Annotated in this window: 18 protein-coding genes; 6 read left to right on the top strand and 12 right to left on the bottom strand. The window is 68.8% G+C overall.

Annotation, left to right across the window (positions count from 1 at the left end):
• Positions 1-42 precede the first annotated feature (42 nt).
• Complete coding sequence (locus ACRSCF_RS02085; protein ID WP_034365654.1) at positions 43-780, bottom strand: response regulator; 738 nt, start codon at positions 778-780, stop codon at positions 43-45.
• A gap of 218 nt (positions 781-998) precedes the next feature.
• Between ACRSCF_RS02085 and ACRSCF_RS02080 the strand changes: the two genes are divergently transcribed.
• From ACRSCF_RS02080 to ACRSCF_RS02070, 3 genes are all read left to right on the top strand, one after another.
• Entirely contained in the window at positions 999-3,620 is a 2,622-nt protein-coding gene (locus tag ACRSCF_RS02080) for a choice-of-anchor Q domain-containing protein (RefSeq protein ID WP_279613715.1), read from the top strand.
• On the top strand, positions 3,617-4,261 hold the full coding sequence (locus ACRSCF_RS02075; RefSeq protein ID WP_017405502.1) for a molybdopterin-dependent oxidoreductase: 645 nt from the start codon (positions 3,617-3,619) through the stop codon (positions 4,259-4,261). The genes ACRSCF_RS02080 and ACRSCF_RS02075 overlap by 4 nt, the downstream gene beginning before the upstream one ends.
• A 230-nt stretch (positions 4,262-4,491) precedes the next feature.
• On the top strand, positions 4,492-4,809 hold the full coding sequence (locus tag ACRSCF_RS02070; protein WP_034365656.1) for a hypothetical protein: 318 nt from the start codon (positions 4,492-4,494) through the stop codon (positions 4,807-4,809).
• A gap of 33 nt (positions 4,810-4,842) precedes the next feature.
• On the opposite strand, the gene ACRSCF_RS02065 is transcribed toward ACRSCF_RS02070, so the two are convergent.
• The 3 genes from ACRSCF_RS02065 to ACRSCF_RS02055 all read right to left on the bottom strand — a co-directional run bounded on the left by ACRSCF_RS02065 (position 4,843) and on the right by ACRSCF_RS02055 (position 6,313).
• Positions 4,843-5,211 carry a HepT-like ribonuclease domain-containing protein gene (locus ACRSCF_RS02065; RefSeq protein WP_013800235.1) on the bottom strand — a complete coding sequence of 123 codons (369 nt, stop codon included), beginning with the start codon at positions 5,209-5,211 and terminating at the stop codon, positions 4,843-4,845.
• Complete coding sequence (locus ACRSCF_RS02060) at positions 5,208-5,498, bottom strand: nucleotidyltransferase family protein (RefSeq protein ID WP_013800234.1); 291 nt, start codon at positions 5,496-5,498, stop codon at positions 5,208-5,210. Before ACRSCF_RS02060 ends, ACRSCF_RS02065 begins: the two co-directional genes overlap by 4 nt.
• A gap of 122 nt (positions 5,499-5,620) precedes the next feature.
• Positions 5,621-6,313 (bottom strand): dienelactone hydrolase family protein, encoded by a 693-nt coding sequence (locus ACRSCF_RS02055; RefSeq protein ID WP_160854768.1) that lies wholly within the window; start codon positions 6,311-6,313, stop codon positions 5,621-5,623.
• Between the two features lie 118 nt (positions 6,314-6,431).
• On the opposite strand from ACRSCF_RS02055, the gene ACRSCF_RS02050 reads away from it, so the two are divergent.
• Together ACRSCF_RS02050 and ACRSCF_RS02045 are read left to right on the top strand one after the other, a co-directional pair.
• Entirely contained in the window at positions 6,432-7,184 is a 753-nt protein-coding gene (locus ACRSCF_RS02050) for an SDR family oxidoreductase (protein WP_016453579.1), read from the top strand.
• Between the two features lie 13 nt (positions 7,185-7,197).
• Positions 7,198-7,845 (top strand): MarC family protein, encoded by a 648-nt coding sequence (locus tag ACRSCF_RS02045; RefSeq protein ID WP_016448531.1) that lies wholly within the window; start codon positions 7,198-7,200, stop codon positions 7,843-7,845.
• Positions 7,846-7,878: 33 nt separating this feature from the next.
• Here the strand turns inward: ACRSCF_RS02045 and ACRSCF_RS02040 are convergent, their stop codons facing one another.
• From ACRSCF_RS02040 to ACRSCF_RS02010, 7 genes are all read right to left on the bottom strand, one after another.
• A complete protein-coding gene (locus ACRSCF_RS02040; RefSeq protein ID WP_034365659.1) occupies positions 7,879-8,379 on the bottom strand; it encodes a hemerythrin domain-containing protein in 501 nt (166 codons plus the stop codon).
• Between the two features lie 247 nt (positions 8,380-8,626).
• The gene (locus tag ACRSCF_RS02035; RefSeq protein ID WP_016448533.1) at positions 8,627-9,214 is read right to left on the bottom strand and encodes a hypothetical protein; all 588 of its coding nucleotides are present in this window, start codon (positions 9,212-9,214) and stop codon (positions 8,627-8,629) included.
• Between the two features lie 146 nt (positions 9,215-9,360).
• The gene (locus ACRSCF_RS02030; protein WP_012202308.1) at positions 9,361-9,579 is read right to left on the bottom strand and encodes a CsbD family protein; all 219 of its coding nucleotides are present in this window, start codon (positions 9,577-9,579) and stop codon (positions 9,361-9,363) included.
• A gap of 523 nt (positions 9,580-10,102) precedes the next feature.
• A complete protein-coding gene (locus tag ACRSCF_RS02025) occupies positions 10,103-10,771 on the bottom strand; it encodes an ABC-type transport auxiliary lipoprotein family protein (protein ID WP_016453581.1) in 669 nt (222 codons plus the stop codon).
• Between the two features lie 13 nt (positions 10,772-10,784).
• Positions 10,785-11,747 (bottom strand): MlaD family protein, encoded by a 963-nt coding sequence (locus ACRSCF_RS02020; RefSeq protein WP_016448535.1) that lies wholly within the window; start codon positions 11,745-11,747, stop codon positions 10,785-10,787.
• 198 nt (positions 11,748-11,945) lie between these two features.
• Positions 11,946-12,749 (bottom strand): ABC transporter ATP-binding protein, encoded by an 804-nt coding sequence (locus tag ACRSCF_RS02015; RefSeq protein WP_012202305.1) that lies wholly within the window; start codon positions 12,747-12,749, stop codon positions 11,946-11,948.
• Positions 12,749-13,879 carry an MlaE family ABC transporter permease gene (locus ACRSCF_RS02010; RefSeq protein WP_016448537.1) on the bottom strand — a complete coding sequence of 377 codons (1,131 nt, stop codon included), beginning with the start codon at positions 13,877-13,879 and terminating at the stop codon, positions 12,749-12,751. Before ACRSCF_RS02010 ends, ACRSCF_RS02015 begins: the two co-directional genes overlap by 1 nt.
• Before the next feature lie 326 nt (positions 13,880-14,205).
• Between ACRSCF_RS02010 and ACRSCF_RS02005 the strand changes: the two genes are divergently transcribed.
• Positions 14,206-15,933: a GMC family oxidoreductase gene (locus ACRSCF_RS02005; protein ID WP_016448538.1), complete on the top strand. Its 1,728-nt coding sequence runs from the start codon at positions 14,206-14,208 to the stop codon at positions 15,931-15,933.
• Here the strand turns inward: ACRSCF_RS02005 and ACRSCF_RS02000 are convergent.
• Positions 15,930-16,853 (bottom strand): LysR family transcriptional regulator, encoded by a 924-nt coding sequence (locus ACRSCF_RS02000; protein ID WP_034365663.1) that lies wholly within the window; start codon positions 16,851-16,853, stop codon positions 15,930-15,932. The genes ACRSCF_RS02005 and ACRSCF_RS02000 overlap by 4 nt on opposite strands.
• Positions 16,854-16,881: the final 28 nt, after the last annotated feature.

The raw sequence follows: 16,881 nt of genomic DNA, 5'->3' as shown, positions 1-16,881 counted from the left end.
CCCTGCAGCAGCGGCTGCGTCATCTGCCCACCGTGGCGGCGCTCATTGCCGCCCCTCGGCCAGCCAGCCGCGCTGCAAGGCCACATGCATCATCTGCATGCGGCTGGACACCTGCAGCTTGCCGTAGATGCGCCGCACGAAGGTGCGCACCGTGTGGCGCGACACGCCCAGCTGGCGCGCCACCTCGTCCAGCGTATGGCCGCGCGCCACCAGGCGCAGCACCTCCAGCTCGCGCGCAGACAGCGCCTGCGCGGCGGCCTGCGGCTCCACAGGCCGTTCCAGCCCGGCCACCGCCCCGGCCCGCTGCTGACGCAGCAGCAGCTTGCGCGCCACCATGGGATTGATGGGGCTGCCGCCCGCGTGCAGGCTGCGCACTTCCTCCAGCACCGCGTCGGCGGCCAGGTCCTTGAGCAGATAGCCCATGGCGCCGGCCTCGATGGCGGCCAGCACATGCTGCTCGTCGCCAAAGATGGTGCTGACCATCACCGCCGCCCCGGGATGGCGGGCACGCACGGCAGCAATCACCTCCAGGCCGCTGCCGTCGGGCAGGCCCAGGTCCACCAGCATCACGTCCATGGCACCGGCCCCATCGGCGCGGCCGAGCTGGTGCAGGGCCTCCGCGCGGCTGGCTGCCGCCCAGCACAGGACCATGTCCTTCGCGGCATTGATCACGCCCACCAGGGCATGGCGGCAGGCGGCGTCGTCCTCCACCACGGCCACGCGGATGGGTGTGGCGCCACCCGTCGCGGCGGCAGAGTACGGGTCTGTGTGCGTGTCCATGGAGGTGGAGTGCGTGGCGAGGGCCGCATGTTCACATGGAACAAGACCGCTGTCATGTCGCCCGGATAGGCGACATGGGCGACATGAGCGGCATGGCGACCCCGCCCCTCTCATCGGCCATGTAGCCCGAACGGGGGACATACAGAAAGCCGGACACCCCATAGATTTGCCCTCTTCAGCACATCACCGAGATGCTGTGCCTACCGAGGGGGTCCGCCATGTCCATCATCCACCCGTCTGCTGCAGCCGACGTACCACCCATGCCCACGCCGAGCCCCTGGGGCCGGACATTCCTGGGCCTGACGGGCGGGTTGGCCCTGGCCCTTGCCGGCGCCGCGGCCCAGGCCGCCACACTCACCGTCACCACCGCCGGCGAGATTGCAGACACCGAGCCGCTGTCTCGTGCGCAATGCTCGCCTGCCGCAGGCGACCGCAACTGCGACACCCTGCGCGACGCCATCAACCATGCCGCCGATGGCGACACCATCGTCTTCGGCGCGGCCCTGGATGGACAAACCATCTCGCTGACCCGCTTTACCAACTGCCTGGACACCGGGCAGGCCGCCGGCGCCACCTGCCTGCCGCTGGCCAGCTGGCCCGGCTACGTCTCGCAGTTCGGCCCCAGCGCCTTCTTCATCAGCGGCAAGCACATCACCATCGATGCCACCGCCAATGGCCTGACGCCCCAGGGCGTGAGCCTGCAGCGCCTCGGTACCGCACCCGGTTTCCGGCTGTTCGACATCGATGCGCAGGGTGGCCTGGTCCTGCGCGGCCTGACCCTGGCCGGGGGGCAGGCCACAGGCGGCTCCAGCCGCTTTGGCGGCGGCGCGCTGGGTGCGGGCGGTGCCATCTTCAATCGGGGCCAGCTCACCATCGAACGCAGCACGCTCACGCGCAATCACGCACAAGGGGGGCAAGGAGGCAGGCTTTCCTTGAACTCCTTTGCAGGTGCCGGCGTGGGCGAGGATGGGACTTTGTCCCCGGGGGGAGGGCCGAACGCTGGCGGCCCGAACGATGGCGGCCTGGGCGGTGGCAGTGGCAGCGCCAGCGGCAAGAACGGCGGCTTCGGTGGTGGCGGCGGCGGCTCCGGCGGTGGCGGATTTGGCGGTGGTGGTGGCCGTCGTGGCAGCGGTGGCGGCTTCGGCGCCGGCAACGGTGGGGGCGGCCCCTTCGACGCTGGCGGTGGCGCAGGCGGCATGGGAGGGGCCATTTTCAACAACGCAGGCACCTTGACGCTGAACCAGGTCACCCTGGCTGGCAACGGTGCACACGGCGGGCTGGGCAACAGCAGCGGCGGCGGCGCCGGCCTGGGTGGCGCCGTTTTCAACTACAACGGCGTGCTCACCATCCGTTTCTCCACCCTGGCCGGCAATACCGTGCAGGCCAATGGCGACGACAACCCGGCCGCGCAAGGCGGCGCCATCTATAGCCTGGGCGATTCCCAGGCCGCCTGCAGTGCGGGTGGCAACATCAGCTGCACCCGCAGCGGTGCCTCGCTGCAGATGCAGGCCAGCATTGTCCAGGACAGCGTGTTCGAGCCGGCCACCAAACAGCCCGCTGGCAGGGACGTGGTGCTGGACCTGCGCAATGGCGGCACCAGCGATGCCAGCGGCAGCAACAATCTGCTGGGCCTGGCGCAGGCCCTGAACAATGCCGACATCAGCGCCCTGGCCTTCACCACGGGCAACCCGCAGCTCGGCCCCCTGGCCAGCCACGGCGGCCCCACCCAGACCATGTTGAACACCACCGGCAGCCCGGCACTGGACGGGGTGGCCTGCACTGCCGCACCCGGCACGGACCAGCGCGGCGTGGTCAGGCCCCAGGGTGCACGGTGCGACATCGGCGCCGTGGAGGCGAACGTCTTCCAGGCGGCATTGACCGTGCTGGCCAGCGGCGCGGGCGGCGTATCGGCGCAGGCCTCCCCGCCTGCAGCCACGGGTGCCGTACAGGACTGCGGCCGCCCAGGCGGCCTGTGCCAGGCCGGCTATGGCTACTTCGAAGGCGCGCCCACCCTGGTGACCCTGGCCGCCACGCCCGACGCTGGCCATGCCTTTGCCGCCTGGAGCGGCGCCTGCAGCGGCAGCACGCCCACCTGCAGCGTCACCATCGATGCAGCCAGGAGCGTGCAGGCCAGCTTCACGGCCTTCAGCGTCACGGCAAGCCTGCCCTCCGGCACCTACGGCACGGCCTACAGCCAGCCGCTGGCGCCCGTGCCCGGCGGCGGCGTGGGGCCGTTCAGCTACAGCGTGAGCGGTTTGCCCGCAGGCTTCAGCCAGGCCGCCGGCCCCCTCTCGGCCCCAGCCACGCAGGCGGCAGGCAGCTACAGCTTCACGCTGACCGCCACCGATGCCAACGGCGCCACCACCGAACCCGCAGCCGTGACCGTTGTGATCGGCCCGGCAGCCACCAGCGCCCACCTGTCGGCCTCCCCCGCTGCGCCAGGCCATGGCCAGAGCGTGACTTTCAGCGCCCAGGTCACGCTGCCTGCCGGCGCCAGCGGCACGGTGGATTTCTTGAACGGAACGCAGGTGCTGTGCGCCAGCGTTGCGGTGACCGGCGGGCAGGCCAGCTGCAGCGTGCCCCGGCTGCCACCGGGCACGGCCACGGTGCAGGCGCGCTATGTGCCCGGTGATGGCAATACCTCCGGCTCGGACAGCAACACCGTGACCGTCACGGCGGCCCCCGCACCATCTGCGGCGCCCATTCCAGCGCTGGGCGCCGGGGGGATTGCGCTGCTGGGCCTGCTGACCGCAGCGGGCGCGGCGTTGTCGCGCAGGATGGGCACTTCACGGAAAATCGGCGATGGCACATCGCCACGCACCCCCAGGAGTTCCCCATGACCGCATCCGCAAGCCGGAGCCCGCTTTCACGCCGCAGCCTGCTGGCCGCCAGCGCAGCCACCGGCCTGGCCCTGTGCGAAAGCGCCCTGGCCGCCCCCGCCGCCCCCGGGAAAAGCACCGAAGCCGCCGTGCTCACCATCAGCGGCCCCGGCGTGCGCGGCAACCGGGGGCCGCTGGACCCGGTGGCCGATCTGCTGCTGAAAAACCATGGCCTGGCCTTCGACTCGGCCTGGACCACAGGGGCCGGTGCGCTGGAGCGCCTGCCCACGGTGGAGATCACGCCCCATATCGAATACGACGGCCAGCCCCACCGGCTGCGCGGCCCGCTGCTGGCCACCGTGCTGCAGGCGGCCGGCGTGGACAGCGCCGCCGCAGCGGCCAAGGGCCAGTGGATCACCCTGCAGGCCATCGACGGCTACCGCGCCCAGCTGCCGCTGGCGCAGGCCCTGCAATGGCGCATGCTGCTGGCCACGCGCATGGACGGCCTGCGCCTGGGCCTGGGCGGCCTGGGCCCGCAATGGGCCATGTATGACGCCGACCGCATTGCCGATCTGGCAGGCAAGCCGCTCAAGGAACGTTTTGCGCAGGCGCCCTGGGGGCTGTACCACATGGGGCTGCACGCGCAGCGACCCCAAGGTTGAACCTGGCTTCAGAGCGCGGCAGGACGCGCATTTGGAGTACCATTTCGCGATCCCCTCGGGGGATACGGGCTTGGCGGCCCGGAACAACGTAGGCGCAGCAGCCGCACGCCTTTTTCACGAGGCAGCGGCTTTTTTCATCTTCCCGGTGCTGCGCCGGGCACGGTTCCGTTTTTGGCGGGGCTGTGCGGAACCTCCGCAAGGGGGTGCCAGTTCATGCCAAAGGAGCCGCCATGTCTGACCTCAATGCACTCAGCGGAGCACACGCCTCCCCGCCTTTCTTCTCTTCCCCGCAAGTGCTGAGGGAAGAGACCAGCCTGTACTACCCCATTTCCGAATACGAGGTCTATCGCCTCAAGGACTGCATGCACCAGATGGGCATGGTGATCGACCTGTGCTGCATGGCCGGCCCAGACCAACAACTGAGCGACCTGGGCGGGCTGATGAGCTTCCTGACCGCGCAGCAGCGCGCGCTGCGGGGCACGCTGCAGACCGTGCAGGCGCGCAAGGCGAGGCCGGGGCCGGCCTGTGATCCGGACCCCGGGGGTTGATCAGGCCAGTTGCGGACACTCGCGCAGCACCGGTCAGCCCGGCCTGGCGCCGTCCGCATCCCGGCGAATGGATGGCCATTGCCTGAGCAATTCAGGCAAGGCCGTCTGCACGGTGTCCCACACCAGATCGAGGTTGATGTCGAAATAGCCATGGGCGATGCGGTTGCGCATGCCGCGCATGTTGCGCCATGGCACTTGCCCGTGTGTCTGGGCGAACTCGGCATAGCCATCCATGACCTTCGTGACAGCCTCGCCGATGATGACGAGGCTCATGATGACGGCCTGCTGGGTGCGCTTGTCCTCCAGGAAATCCTCCTTGGCCAAGCCCTCCACGAAGCTACAGGCATCCGTTGCGGCCTGCTGTATGTGATCGAGGTAATCGGGAAGGCGATGCCCGTTCATATCGGCTGCGCCTCCGCAAGCACCTGGGCACGGAACTTCAGCGGCAGGTCTCCGGGCGTCAGCAGATCAACGCGAAGGCCGAGCAGCGATTCCAGCTCGTCCTGCAGGCCGCCCAGGTCGAACAGCGTCGCGCCCGGCAATGCATCGACCAGCAGGTCGAGGTCGCTGCCGTCCCGGTCGGTGCCATGCAGCACGGAGCCGAAGACGCGCGGGTTCGCAGTGCGGAAACGGCTGGCCATTTCACGCACTGCGCTGCGATTCATGTCGAGTACCACGGACGGTCGCATGGACATCCTTTCCTGTTGAGACTTCTGGAAAGCCTATTGCATCAGGCACCGGGTTTCAAGCAGCACTCCCGGAAATCCCGATGCCTGGATTTTCCATGCCGGGCCACGCCCGGCACGGCAGATCAGGCCAAGTGCTGGTCGAAGAAGGCCAGCGTGCGGTCGCGCGCCTGCAGGGCGCTGGCCTCGTCGTAGGCGCTGCGCTGGTCGCAGTTGAAGCCGTGGTCGGCGTCGTACAGGTGCACCTGCACATGCTTTTGCGCCTGGGCAAAGGCCTGCACGGCGTCCACGGGAATGTGCGTATCGCGCCGGCCGAAGTGGGCAATCACGGGGCACAGCGGCTCGCGGCCCATCTCCAGCGGCGTGGTCATGCCGCCGCCGTAGTAGCAGGCTGCAGCCGACAGGCTGGGCAGGTTGCAGGCCGCGCGCCAGGCCCACAGGCCGCCCCAGCAAAACCCCACGATGCCCACCTTGCCGCCGGGCACCAGCGTGGCGGCATGGGCGATGGCGGCCTCGATCTCGGGCAGCACGCCGGGCTGGGGCAGCGCCTCGGCGGCGGATTTCAGCGCCATGCCCTTGGCACGGTCGGCGTCGCCGTAGCCCAGGTCCACACCCGGCTCCACACGCGTGAACAGTGACGGCGCCACGGCCACATAGCCCCGCGCCGCAAGCCGGTCGGTCACGGCGCGGATATGGGCGTTGACGCCGAAGATCTCCTGCAGCACGACGATGGCACCGCGCGCGGGCACGTCGGGGCGGGCCACCCAGGCCGGCGAAGACGTGCCATCCAATGAAGTCAACTGCACAAAACTGCCCATGTCCGCGTTCCTTTCTGTCTGAGAACCTGTTGTGATTTCCCGGTGGGCGGACGCGCCCCGCAATGCTGTAATGGCGGCGGGCCGGCCCGTGCGGCAATTCTTTCACAGGAGACATTCGATGGAACGAAAAGTCGTGCTCATCACCGGCGGCAGCCGCGGCATAGGCGCCGCAACGGCACGCATGGCAGCGCACCGGGGCTGGGACGTGGTGATCAGCTACCAGCACCAGCGCGATGCGGCCGAGGCCGTGGTGGCCGACGTGCAACTGGCCGGCACCCGCGCGCTGGCCGTGCAGGCCGATGTGGGCGACGAAGCCGAGGTGCTGGCCCTGTTCGGTGCGGTGGATGCGCAGTTCGGCCGGCTGGATGCCCTGGTCAACAACGCCGGTGTGGTGGACCGCGCGCAGACCGTGGCCGAGATGAGCGTGCAGCGGCTGGAGCGCATGTTCCGTGTCAATACCATCGGCAGCTTCATCTGCGCGCGCGAGGCCGTGCGGCGCATGAGCACCCGCCATGGCGGACGGGGTGGCGCCATCGTGAACGTCTCCAGCATCGCTTCGCGGCTGGGCGCACCGGGCCAGTACGTGGACTATGCGGCCGCCAAGGGCGCGTTGGACGTGATGACGCTGGGCCTGGCCAAGGAAGTCGCCGCCCAGGGCATACGCGTGAACGCCGTGCGGCCCGGCTTGATAGAGACCGACATCCACGCCAGCGGCGGACAGCCCGACCGCGTCGAGCGCCTGGCGCCCAACGTGCCCATGCAGCGCGGCGGCAGGGCCGAGGAGGTGGCCGACGCCATCCTCTGGCTGATGTCCGACGGCTCGCACTACACCACGGGCAGCCTGGTCGATATCTCGGGCGGCAACCTCTAGCTCCAAGGCAACCATGGACCTCAAACCGCTGATCACTTTGGTGGCCATCATCAACCCGCTGGCCATCGTCCCCTTCTTCATCCACTACACCGAGGGATTCAGCGCCCAGCAGCGCCAGCAGACCATTCGCACGGCGGCGCTGGCCTCGTTCTGCGTGATCGCGGCCTGCGCCATCATCGGGCTGCAGGTGCTGGACTTCTTCAACATCTCGCTGCAGAGCTTCCAGGTGGGCGGCGGCCTGCTGCTGCTGATCAGCGCGATGAACATGCTCAACGCCCGCCCGGCCGAGGAACGGCCCAACGCGCCCACTCTGGCGGCAGGCGCGGAAAAGGCCGCCATGGGCAACAGCATTGCCGTGGTGCCGCTGACGATTCCGCTGCTGACAGGGCCGGCCTCCATGTCCACCGTGGTGATCTATGCCGACCAGGCACGCACCATCTGGCAGCACCTGGCGCTGGTGGGCTATGGCGTGGTGGTGGCGCTGGTGGTGATGGTCTGCTTTTCGCTGGCCGACCCGATTGCGCGCGTGCTGGGCAAGACCGGCATCAACGTGATGACGCGCCTCATGGGCCTGATCCTCGCGGCCCTGGCCGTGGAGGTGATGGCGGGCGGGCTGGTGAAGATCTTCCCCATCCTGGCCTCGCCCGCGATCGTGCCCTGAGCGGGCTGGCTGGCCGATTGAAGGCCCGCCGGATCAGGCCGGCACGGCCCGCGCGCGGTCGGCGCTGCCGTCGCAGGCACCGCCGCAGCCCGTGATGGGCTGCTCGGGCAAGGCCTCGGGGTGGGCCAGCGAGCCCGTGGCGGGATCGAAGCCCGCACTGCGCAGATGCAGGGCCAGCGCCGCATCCATGGTCTGCGCATGGTGCACGAACCAGGCCGCCAGCTCGCCCGCCATGCTGCGGATCACGGCCAGATCCCCCGCTGCCGCCTTGGCCGCCCCCTCTCGCATCACCTGCAGCACCACCTTGTGCTGCAGGCTGTGGCAGTTAGTGCTGGTGAACCGCGTGGACTGCATCCAGCGGTCTTCCTGGTCGAAATGCACCTGCGTATGCGCGATCAACTCATCCCAGCGCGCGCACAGCTGCGCATCATCGGCCGCCTCCACCTCGGCCAGCAGCAGCACGAACTCCTGGTGCACCTCGTCCATGGCCGGCAACTCCAATGCCAGCGCTCCGCTCCATTCCAGCACGGCCATATGCTTCTCCTGCCTTCATCGTGAAAGCCTGCAGCTTAGGAACAGCACCGCCCAACCCGTTTGACCCACATCAGCCAACCCGAAAACAGCAAAGCCCCGCGAGCGGGGCTTGGTCAAGGCGGATAAAACTGGCGCGGCCAAAAGGCCAGGGGCACCGAGCAAGAGCCGCCTCGCGGCGAAGGTGCCGTCCCCCTCCCTCGCGAAGCGAGTAGAGAGGGGGAAGCGGCGTCAGCCGCTCAGGGGGAGCTTACTGTCCATATTTCCGCTTGGCATCCGCCACGCAGGCATCCTTGGCGTCACCGCTCATGGTGTCGCAACGGGCCTTGGCAGCCTTGTAGTCGGCTTCGCGGGTTTCCTCGGCAGCGTCCTTGCGGGTCTCGGCCACGTTGGCGGCCTTGGCGGCAGAGTTGGCGGCAGGTTCGGCCTGGGCCTTGTTCACCTTGGCGGCTTCGACGGCACGCACATGAGCAGCCTTGGCATCCTTCACGCAGACGTCCTTGGCGTCGCCCTTGAGGTCATCGCACTTTTCCTTGGCGATGTCGTAGTCCGCATCAGCCTTGGCCTTGAGTGCCTTTTCGCTGTTCTTGGGCGAAGGATTGCGGCGCGATTCCAGTTCAGCCTTGGCGACGTTTTCCTGGCCCTTGGCCTGCTTCTCGCAGACGTCCTTGGCGTTGTCCTTGAGCGGCTTGCACTGTTCCTTGGCAGCCTTGTAGTCGGCCTCGATCTGGTTCTTGGCGGCCGTGTGCTCGGCATTGGTCATGGCCATGGCGCCGGAGGCCATCAGGCCCAGGGCGACGGCGGACAGCATGTGGCGAAAGCGTTGCGGTGTTTGCATGATGGAACTCCTTGTATTTGTACTGAGGTGGCCCTTGGTGCCTGCGGCGGCGGGCCATTGGTGCGTGCCCTCAGGCACGCTGGCTGTCGGGGAGCGGGTGGTGGCGCCGGCCAGGGCATCCGTGCCACCCGCGGGGTCCACCCTCGTCAGTCTTCGAAGCGGAAGTCGGGGTTGCGCTTTTGCCAGTCGGTCAGCTGCTTTTCGGCAGCGTCGCGGGCCAGGCCCTGGCGCTCCTGCAGCTTGCCCAGGAATTGCTCGCGCTTGCCGGCGATCACGTCCAGATCGTCATCGGTGAGCTTGCCCCATTGCTCACGGATCTTGCCGGTGAATTGCTTCCAGTTGCCCTTGATGCGGTCTTCATTCATGGCTTGGTCCTTTCAGTGATGTTGAAGTCGTGCCGTGCAATCAGGCCTTGTTTTTTCAAAGCCGCGATCTGCATCAGCGACGGTTCCACTGTAAAAAACCTGGGGGCTGCGCGTCGTAGTCTGGACCTAGTGTTGACGGTCGTCCCAGGGGCAGCCGAGACGGTGGGATCGGGACTACAGCCCCTGACGGACACGCGGGAAGCGCTGGGTCAGGCGCGGCCCGCCCCTGCCCTGAGTACCCGGCCTTTTCCCCGTATGTCCGCACCTGCGCCGTGGCGGTTGCGGGGTTGCAAGCCTGCCGAAGGACAGGCTTGCTTCGTGATCTGACCTTTCTTGGCGAATCAAGAAAAGGGCAGTCGGCTGCCGGGCCGAGACCCGGCCTCGAAAAGCAACCATCCGGCAGGGGCAGAAAAAGTCCACTTGCTTGCAGAGCCAGTTGCCGAAAACAAAAAACGGCCAGCGGATGCAATGCACCCACCAGCCGTTCTCAAGAGAATGGATGGGCTGGAAATCCAGCAGCAGCTCAGTGCCCCTGCTGCCCCAGCCACGCATCGATCTGCGCAATGGCCGCATCCGTGGCCTTGGCCAGGGCCTGGGCGCCGCCCGCCGCATCGCCCGAAGCTGCAGGACTGCGCACCTCGAACACCTTCTGTCCGAGCAGGCGGTCCACAGCACCGCTTTGCTCGACCAGGGTGGCGCGCAGGCGCACCACGCCGGCACTGGAGCCGGGCGCATCAAAGACCTGGCTGAATTCTTCGATGTCCACGCGCAGCAGCGTGGGCACGGCGCCTTGCAGGCGCGGCTGGGCCACGCTTTCGCTGCTGGCCAGCACGGGGCGCTGCAGGCCCAGCTGGCTGCGCAGGCGCTGCTGCAGCAGCAGTGCAGGAGGCTGGCTCCAGCGCGCCAGCTGGTAGGGGCGCAGTTCCTGGCCGTTGGCATAGGCCAGGCGGTAGAACATGGCCGTGCTGCCGTCGGACAGGGCGGGGGCCTCCACATCGGCCAGCGCCAGCGGCGTGCGTGCCTGCGGGGCTGCGGATGTGGCGGACTGCGCGGGCGTGGACAGCGGCGCCAGACCGAAGTCATAGCGCGCGGGCTGGGCGGGGGGCTGCGGCAGGGCCGAGCAGCCGGCCAGCAGGATCAGGGCGGCGGCCAGTCCAGCGCTGGCCACGGCGGTCTTGCGAGATGGGGACATGCGGGTTCCTCGATCAGGGCTGGGTGGCTGCAGACGGGGCGACGAAGCCGGGCTCGCCCGGCCCCGGACGGGCCTGGCCCGGCCCGTAGATCACGGCCTGCGGGTTGTCGCTGAAGCGGCTGGCCGCCGTGCCCATCTGGCGCGCGGCGCGCGAGACATCATCGGCCGCTCGGTTGGCGTGCGGCACCGTGCTGCGGCCCAGCGAATCGGCCATGCGGGTCAGTGCGCGCGTGCTCTGGGCGATCTGCTCCAGCGGCCCGTCCTGCGCGTTCACGCGGCGCACGGTCTGCTGCAGCTCGGACGCCACGGCGGCGGCTCCGTTGCTGGCCTTCTCCAGCGACTGCAGGGTGTTGTGGGCGTCGGCGGCGAGCTGCGGCACCTGGGTGGACAGCGTGCGGTCCAGGTTCTGCGTGAGCTGCTGCACGCCTGCGGCAGCGGCCGCAATGTTCTCCAGCGCCTGGCTCACGCGCTTTTGGTTGTCGGTGTCCAGCATGTCGCTGAGGCGGCGCGAGATTTCATCGGCGCGCTCCAGCAGCACCTGCCCCTGGTCGGCCAGCATGCTCAGCGGCGAAGAGCGCAGCGGCAGGCGCGGCAGGCCGCTGGGGCCCGGGGGCAGTTGGGGCTGGGGCTGGTCCGCATCATCGAGCTGCACATGGGCCAGGCCCGTGACGCCCTGGTAGCCCAGCACGGCGAACGTGGTGGGCGTGATGGGCGTGTTCACACCGATGGCGATGCGGATCAGCACATTGCCATTGGTCTGCGGATCGAACCCGATCCGCGTGACCTTGCCCACGGCCACGCCCTTGTAGCGCACGGCCGCCTGGGCCTGCAGGCCGCTGATGCCATCCTTGGTGGACAGCTCGTACTCGTTGTACTGCCGCGTATCGCGCGTCAGCCAGATCGCCAGCCCCGCCAGCAGGGCCGCCACGACCAGCACGAAAATGCCGGCCGCCATGGCATGTGATTTGTTTTCCATATCAATGGTCCATAACGTTGAGCCCAGCAAAACAAGGCATGGGGCCACAGCCCCCAGGGCCAGCACTCAGAGCGCGGCCTTCAAAACCGGCGCACCCCAAGGCAAGGGACACCGAGCAAGGGCCGCCCCGCCGCGAGGGTGTCGTCCCCCCCCGCAAAGCGAGAGGGGGGAAGGCGCGAAGCGACTCAGGGGGGCTTCTCATACCGTGCTCATCGCGCGCCTGCCGCGCTCGCCCTGGAAGAAATGCTCGATGAACGGATGCTTGAACTCGGCCACCTCGCGCGGCGGGCCGCTGACCAGCACCTTCTTCTCGGCCAGCACGGCCACGCGCGAGGACAGTGCGAACAGCGTGTCCAGGTCGTGCGTGACCATGATGACGGTCAGGCCCAGCTCGGCACGCAGCTCGCGCAGCAGTTCGCAGAATTCGTCGGAGCTGGTGGGGTCCAGGCCGGCCGTGGGCTCGTCGAGCAGCAGCAGGGGCGGGTCCATGATCAGCGCCCGCGCCAGCGCCACGCGCTTGATCATTCCGCCCGAGAGATCGGCCGGCATGCGCGAGGCATGCTCGGGCTTGAGGCCCACCATCTGCAGCTTGACCAGGGCCGCGTCGCGCACCAGATCGTCGGGCAGCGTGCCCTGCTCGCGCAGAGCGAAGGCCACGTTGTCCAGCACGCTGAAGGCCGAGTACAGCGCCCCGTGCTGGAACAGCATGCCCACGCGGCTGGCAGCGCCCTCGCGGCCCATTTCGCTGGCCGGGCGGCCCAGCACTTCGACACGCCCTTTGGTGGGCTCCAGCAGCCCCAGCATCTGGCGCAGCAGCACGGTCTTGCCCGTGCCCGAGCCGCCGACGATGGACAGCATCTCGCCGCGCTGCACATCCAGGTCCAGGTCCTGGTGCACGGCAAAGGCGTTCTCGCCTTCGCCAAACACGCTCCACAGCCCGGCGATGCGCACGATGGGCTCGTCGGCTGCGGGCGTGGAGGAGGTTTCGGTGTCCATGGCCATCAGATGCCTACGTCCTTGAACAAGATGGCGAAGATCGCATCCACCACGATGACCATGGTGATGGCCGACACCACCGAGGCCGTCGTGCCCTTGCCCAGGCTCTGCGTATTGGGCTCCACGCGCAGGCCCCAGTGGCAGCCGATCAAGGCGATGAGGGCGCCGAAGACCACGGACTTGCCCATGGCGATCCAGAGGTTGCCGATCTTCACGGCGGCAGGCAGCGCCTCGGCAAAGTAGGCGCCCGTGACGCCCATGGTCAGGTCGGCGGCCAGCATGCCGCCGGCCAGCGCGGCCAGCGTGGTCCACAGCGAGACCAGCGGCATGGCAATGGCCAGCGCCAGCGCACGCGGCAGCACCAGGCGAAAGCCGTGCGGTATGCCCATGACCTGCATGGCGTCCAGCTCTTCGGTGACGCGCATCACGCCGATCTGGGCGGTGATGGCCGAGCCCGTGCGGCCCGCCACCAAGATGGCCGCCAGCAGCGGGCCCAGCTCGCGGATCAGCGAGATGCCCAGGATGTTGACGATGAAGGATTCCGCCCCGAACTGGCGCAGCTGCAGCGCCATCAGGTAGGCCAGCACCACGCCGATCAGAAAGCCCACCAGGGCCGTGATGGGCAGGGCCGTGGCGCCCATGGAGTAGAGGTGGCCGGAAATGTCGCGCCAGGGCCCCCGGTGCGGGGCACGCGCAAAGCGCACCAGGTCGATCAGCAACTGGCCGATGAGCCGCGTCAGCTGTGCGAAATGGCCACAGGCGTTGATGACCAGGCAGCCCAGGCTGTCGATGTGCTCCAGCAGGCTCAGGCGCGGGGCCGGCGGTGCAGGCTCCTTGGAAAAACGGGCCACGCGGTCGAGCATGGCGCGCTGCGCGTCGCTGGCCGCCAGGCGCGCGGGCAGGCGACGGCCCCAGTGGTTCCACAGCAGTTGCGCGCCCACGTGGTCCAGCCAGTCCAGCCCTTGCAGGTTCCAGCCCAGGTCATCGCCCTTGGCGTCGGCCAGCTGTGCACGCAGCCTGCGCCATTGCGCCCGCCGGCCCAGCTCGGCCGCGCCCCAGGAGCCGGTCAGCAACGCCCATTGGCCGTCGTTGTCACGGCGCAGGCTGCATTGGGGGGGATTGTTGAGGGCAGACAAGTGCAGGAAGTCCTTGGGGGTTGCGAAGGCGGGGCCGAGGCGCGCGGGCAGGCACGGTGGCACGCCCGCCAAGACCGCAGGATAACCGAGCGGCGCGGCCCGCAGATTGCCCCGCAACGCCGTGTGCGCGACGGCTTTGCCCTACGCGTGCAATTTTTATCAAAAAACCAGCGGGACCGCCACCGCTGCTGCATGCGCTGCTGCGAAAAAAGGAGTCCAGCGCGCTTTCCCTCTCGACAGTGCGCATGCCGTCCGCACAATGGGCCGAAGCACCAACCCCGGCTCCCAAGGACGTTCCGGCCCGCAGCGGACGCCCGCCCATCTCCATGAGCAATACCACCTTCGACTACATCGTCATCGGCGCCGGCACGGCAGGCGCCCTCCTGGCCAACAGGCTCTCGCGCGACGGCCGCAGCCGCGTGCTGCTGATCGAGGCGGGCGCCAAGGACGACTACCACTGGATCCACATCCCCGTGGGCTACCTGTACTGCATCGGCAATCCGCGCACCGACTGGCTCTACCAGACCGAACCCGACGAAGGGCTCAACGGCCGCAGCCTGCGCTATCCGCGCGGCAAGACGCTGGGCGGCTGCTCCAGCATCAACGGCATGATCTACATGCGCGGCCAGGCCCGCGACTACGACGGCTGGGCCGAGCTGACCGGCGACGACGCTTGGCGCTGGGACCAGGTGCTGCCGGCCTTTCGCCAGCATGAAAGCCATTGGCGGCTGGACGCCGGGGGCAACGCCGATGCGCGCTTTCGCGCCCTGCACGGCGGCACGGGCACAGGCGGCAGCGGCGAATGGCGCGTGGAGCGGCAGCGCCTGCGCTGGGACATCCTGGATGCCTTTGCCGAAGCCGCCCAGCAGGCCGGCATTCCGGCCACCGAGGACTTCAACGGCGGCAGCAACGAGGGGGTGGGCTACTTCGAGGTCAACCAAAAGGGCGGCCTGCGCTGGAACACCGCCAAGGCCTTCCTGCGGCCCACCTGCTATGGCCGCCCCAACTTCGAGCTGTGGACCCATGCCCAGGTCAGCCGGCTGCTGTTCGAGCCGCTGCCCGCCGGCGGCCTGCGCTGCAGCGGCGCACAGGTCTGGACCGGCTCGGAAATGGTCGATGTGCAGGCCAGCCAGGAGGTCCTGCTGTGCGCGGGCGCCGTGAACTCCCCGCAGATCCTGCAGCTGTCAGGCATAGGCCCGGGGGCGCTGCTGCAAGGCCACGGCATCGCCGTGCGCCACGACCTGCCCGGCGTGGGCGAGAACCTGCAGGACCATCTGCAGATCCGCTCGGTCTACAAGATCAAGGGGGCGCGCACGCTCAACACCATGGCCAATTCGCTGTGGGGCAAGGCCGGCATCGGCCTGGAGTACCTGCTGCGCCGCAGCGGCCCCATGAGCATGGCGCCCTCGCAGCTGGGCGCCTTCACGCGCAGCAGCCCCCAGCAGGCGCACCCCAATATCCAGTACCACGTGCAGCCGCTGTCGCTGGACGCCTTCGGCGAGCCGCTGCACGGTTTTCCGGCCTTCACGGCCAGCGTCTGCAACCTCAACCCTACCAGCCGGGGCACGGTACGCATCCGCAGCGGAGACTTCCGCCAGGCGCCTGCCATTGCGCCGCACTACCTGTCCACGCCCGAGGACCGGCAGGTGGCCGCCGACAGCCTGCGCGTGACGCGGCGCATCGTCAGCCAGAGCGCGCTGGCGCGCTTTGCCCCCGAGGAATGGAAGCCCGGCGTGCAATACCAGAGCGACGAGGACCTGGCCCGCCTGGCCGGCGACATTGCCACCACCATCTTCCACCCGGTGGGGACCACGCGAATGGGCCGCGCCGACGACCCCATGGCCGTGCTCGACAGCCGCCTGCGCGTGCGCGGCGTACAGGGCCTGCGCGTGATCGATGCAGGCGCCATGCCGCGCATCACCAGCGGCAACACCAACAGCCCGACGCTGATGATGGCGGAGAAGGCCGCCGGCTGGATTCTTGCGGACAGGCAGGGCCGGGGCCAGGAGCCGGCACGGCAGAGCACGGAACCGGCCGTTGCGCTGGCCGCCTAGGACTGCTCCTGCAGCAGCGGCGGAATCGCCGCCAGCAGCGCATCGATGGTCACGCGCAGCCGGTAGGGCAGAAAGCGCGTACGCGGCCACAGCACATGCAGGGGAATGCGCGCGGCCGTCACGTCGGGCAGCAGGCGCACCAGCGCCCCGCTGTCCAGCGCACCGCGCACCCGCCACAGCGGCATGTGGGCCAGGCCCGCGCCCTGCAGCGTGGCCGTGGCGATGGTTTCTATGTCGTCAAAGCCCAGCGCCGGCTCCAGCACGGGCGCGGCCAGCGATCCATCCTCACCGGCCAGCCTCCAGGGGGCGGCGCGGCCGCTGCGCATATAGGCAATACAGCGATGCCCGGCCAGGTCGGCCACGCTGCGCGGCGCGCCATGGGCCTGCAGATAGGCGGGTGATGCGCACAGCACCATGGTTTGCATGCCAAGGCGCCGCGCAACCAGCCAGTCGCTGTCAGACAGTTCCCCGCTGCGTATGGCCAGGTCAATGCCGTCATCGGCGAAGTCCAGCTGGCGGTCGGTGAAGCTGGCCTCGATGCGCAGGCGCGGATGCAGCTGCGCCAGCTCCAGCAGCAAGGGAGCCACGTGGTGGCGGCCGAAGACCACGGGTGCGCTGATGCGCAGCCGGCCCACCACTTCCCGCCGCCCGGCTTCCAGCATGTGCCGGGCGGCATCCAGGTCCTCCAGCGCCTGCGCGCAGCGCTCGTAGAACATCTGGCCGTCCTCGGTCAGCCCCAGGCTGCGCGTGGTGCGCACGAACAGCCGCGCGCCCAGGCGCTCTTCCAGCCGCGCCACGGCCTTGCCAACAGCCGAGCGCGTAAGGCCCAGGCGCTCGGCCGCCTGGGCGAAGCTGCCGGCCTCGGCCGAGGCGACGAAAGCGCTGACGCCTGCCAGCCTGTCATTTGCAATTGGTTCCATAAATTCTACAAACCATAGCCTCAATTGA

Source organism: Delftia sp. 11MD, assembly GCF_050907895.1.
GTDB lineage: Bacteria > Pseudomonadota > Gammaproteobacteria > Burkholderiales > Burkholderiaceae_C > Comamonas > Comamonas tsuruhatensis.
This window is presented reverse-complemented; position numbering and strand designations above follow the sequence as displayed.

Coding starts and splice junctions, on each gene's coding strand:
- ACRSCF_RS02035 (WP_016448533.1), bottom strand. CDS start 9,214: ATGCAAACACCGCAACGCTTTCGCCACATGCTGTCCGCCGTCGCCCTG.
- ACRSCF_RS02085 (WP_034365654.1), bottom strand. CDS start 780: ATGGACACGCACACAGACCCGTACTCTGCCGCCGCGACGGGTGGCGCC.
- ACRSCF_RS02070 (WP_034365656.1), top strand. CDS start 4,492: ATGTCTGACCTCAATGCACTCAGCGGAGCACACGCCTCCCCGCCTTTC.
- ACRSCF_RS02050 (WP_016453579.1), top strand. CDS start 6,432: ATGGAACGAAAAGTCGTGCTCATCACCGGCGGCAGCCGCGGCATAGGC.
- ACRSCF_RS02060 (WP_013800234.1), bottom strand. CDS start 5,498: ATGCGACCGTCCGTGGTACTCGACATGAATCGCAGCGCAGTGCGTGAA.
- ACRSCF_RS02045 (WP_016448531.1), top strand. CDS start 7,198: ATGGACCTCAAACCGCTGATCACTTTGGTGGCCATCATCAACCCGCTG.
- ACRSCF_RS02040 (WP_034365659.1), bottom strand. CDS start 8,379: ATGGCCGTGCTGGAATGGAGCGGAGCGCTGGCATTGGAGTTGCCGGCC.
- ACRSCF_RS02075 (WP_017405502.1), top strand. CDS start 3,617: ATGACCGCATCCGCAAGCCGGAGCCCGCTTTCACGCCGCAGCCTGCTG.
- ACRSCF_RS02055 (WP_160854768.1), bottom strand. CDS start 6,313: ATGGGCAGTTTTGTGCAGTTGACTTCATTGGATGGCACGTCTTCGCCG.
- ACRSCF_RS02000 (WP_034365663.1), bottom strand. CDS start 16,853: ATGGAACCAATTGCAAATGACAGGCTGGCAGGCGTCAGCGCTTTCGTC.
- ACRSCF_RS02080 (WP_279613715.1), top strand. CDS start 999: ATGTCCATCATCCACCCGTCTGCTGCAGCCGACGTACCACCCATGCCC.
- ACRSCF_RS02020 (WP_016448535.1), bottom strand. CDS start 11,747: ATGGAAAACAAATCACATGCCATGGCGGCCGGCATTTTCGTGCTGGTC.
- ACRSCF_RS02030 (WP_012202308.1), bottom strand. CDS start 9,579: ATGAATGAAGACCGCATCAAGGGCAACTGGAAGCAATTCACCGGCAAG.
- ACRSCF_RS02005 (WP_016448538.1), top strand. CDS start 14,206: ATGAGCAATACCACCTTCGACTACATCGTCATCGGCGCCGGCACGGCA.
- ACRSCF_RS02025 (WP_016453581.1), bottom strand. CDS start 10,771: ATGTCCCCATCTCGCAAGACCGCCGTGGCCAGCGCTGGACTGGCCGCC.
- ACRSCF_RS02065 (WP_013800235.1), bottom strand. CDS start 5,211: ATGAACGGGCATCGCCTTCCCGATTACCTCGATCACATACAGCAGGCC.
- ACRSCF_RS02015 (WP_012202305.1), bottom strand. CDS start 12,749: ATGGCCATGGACACCGAAACCTCCTCCACGCCCGCAGCCGACGAGCCC.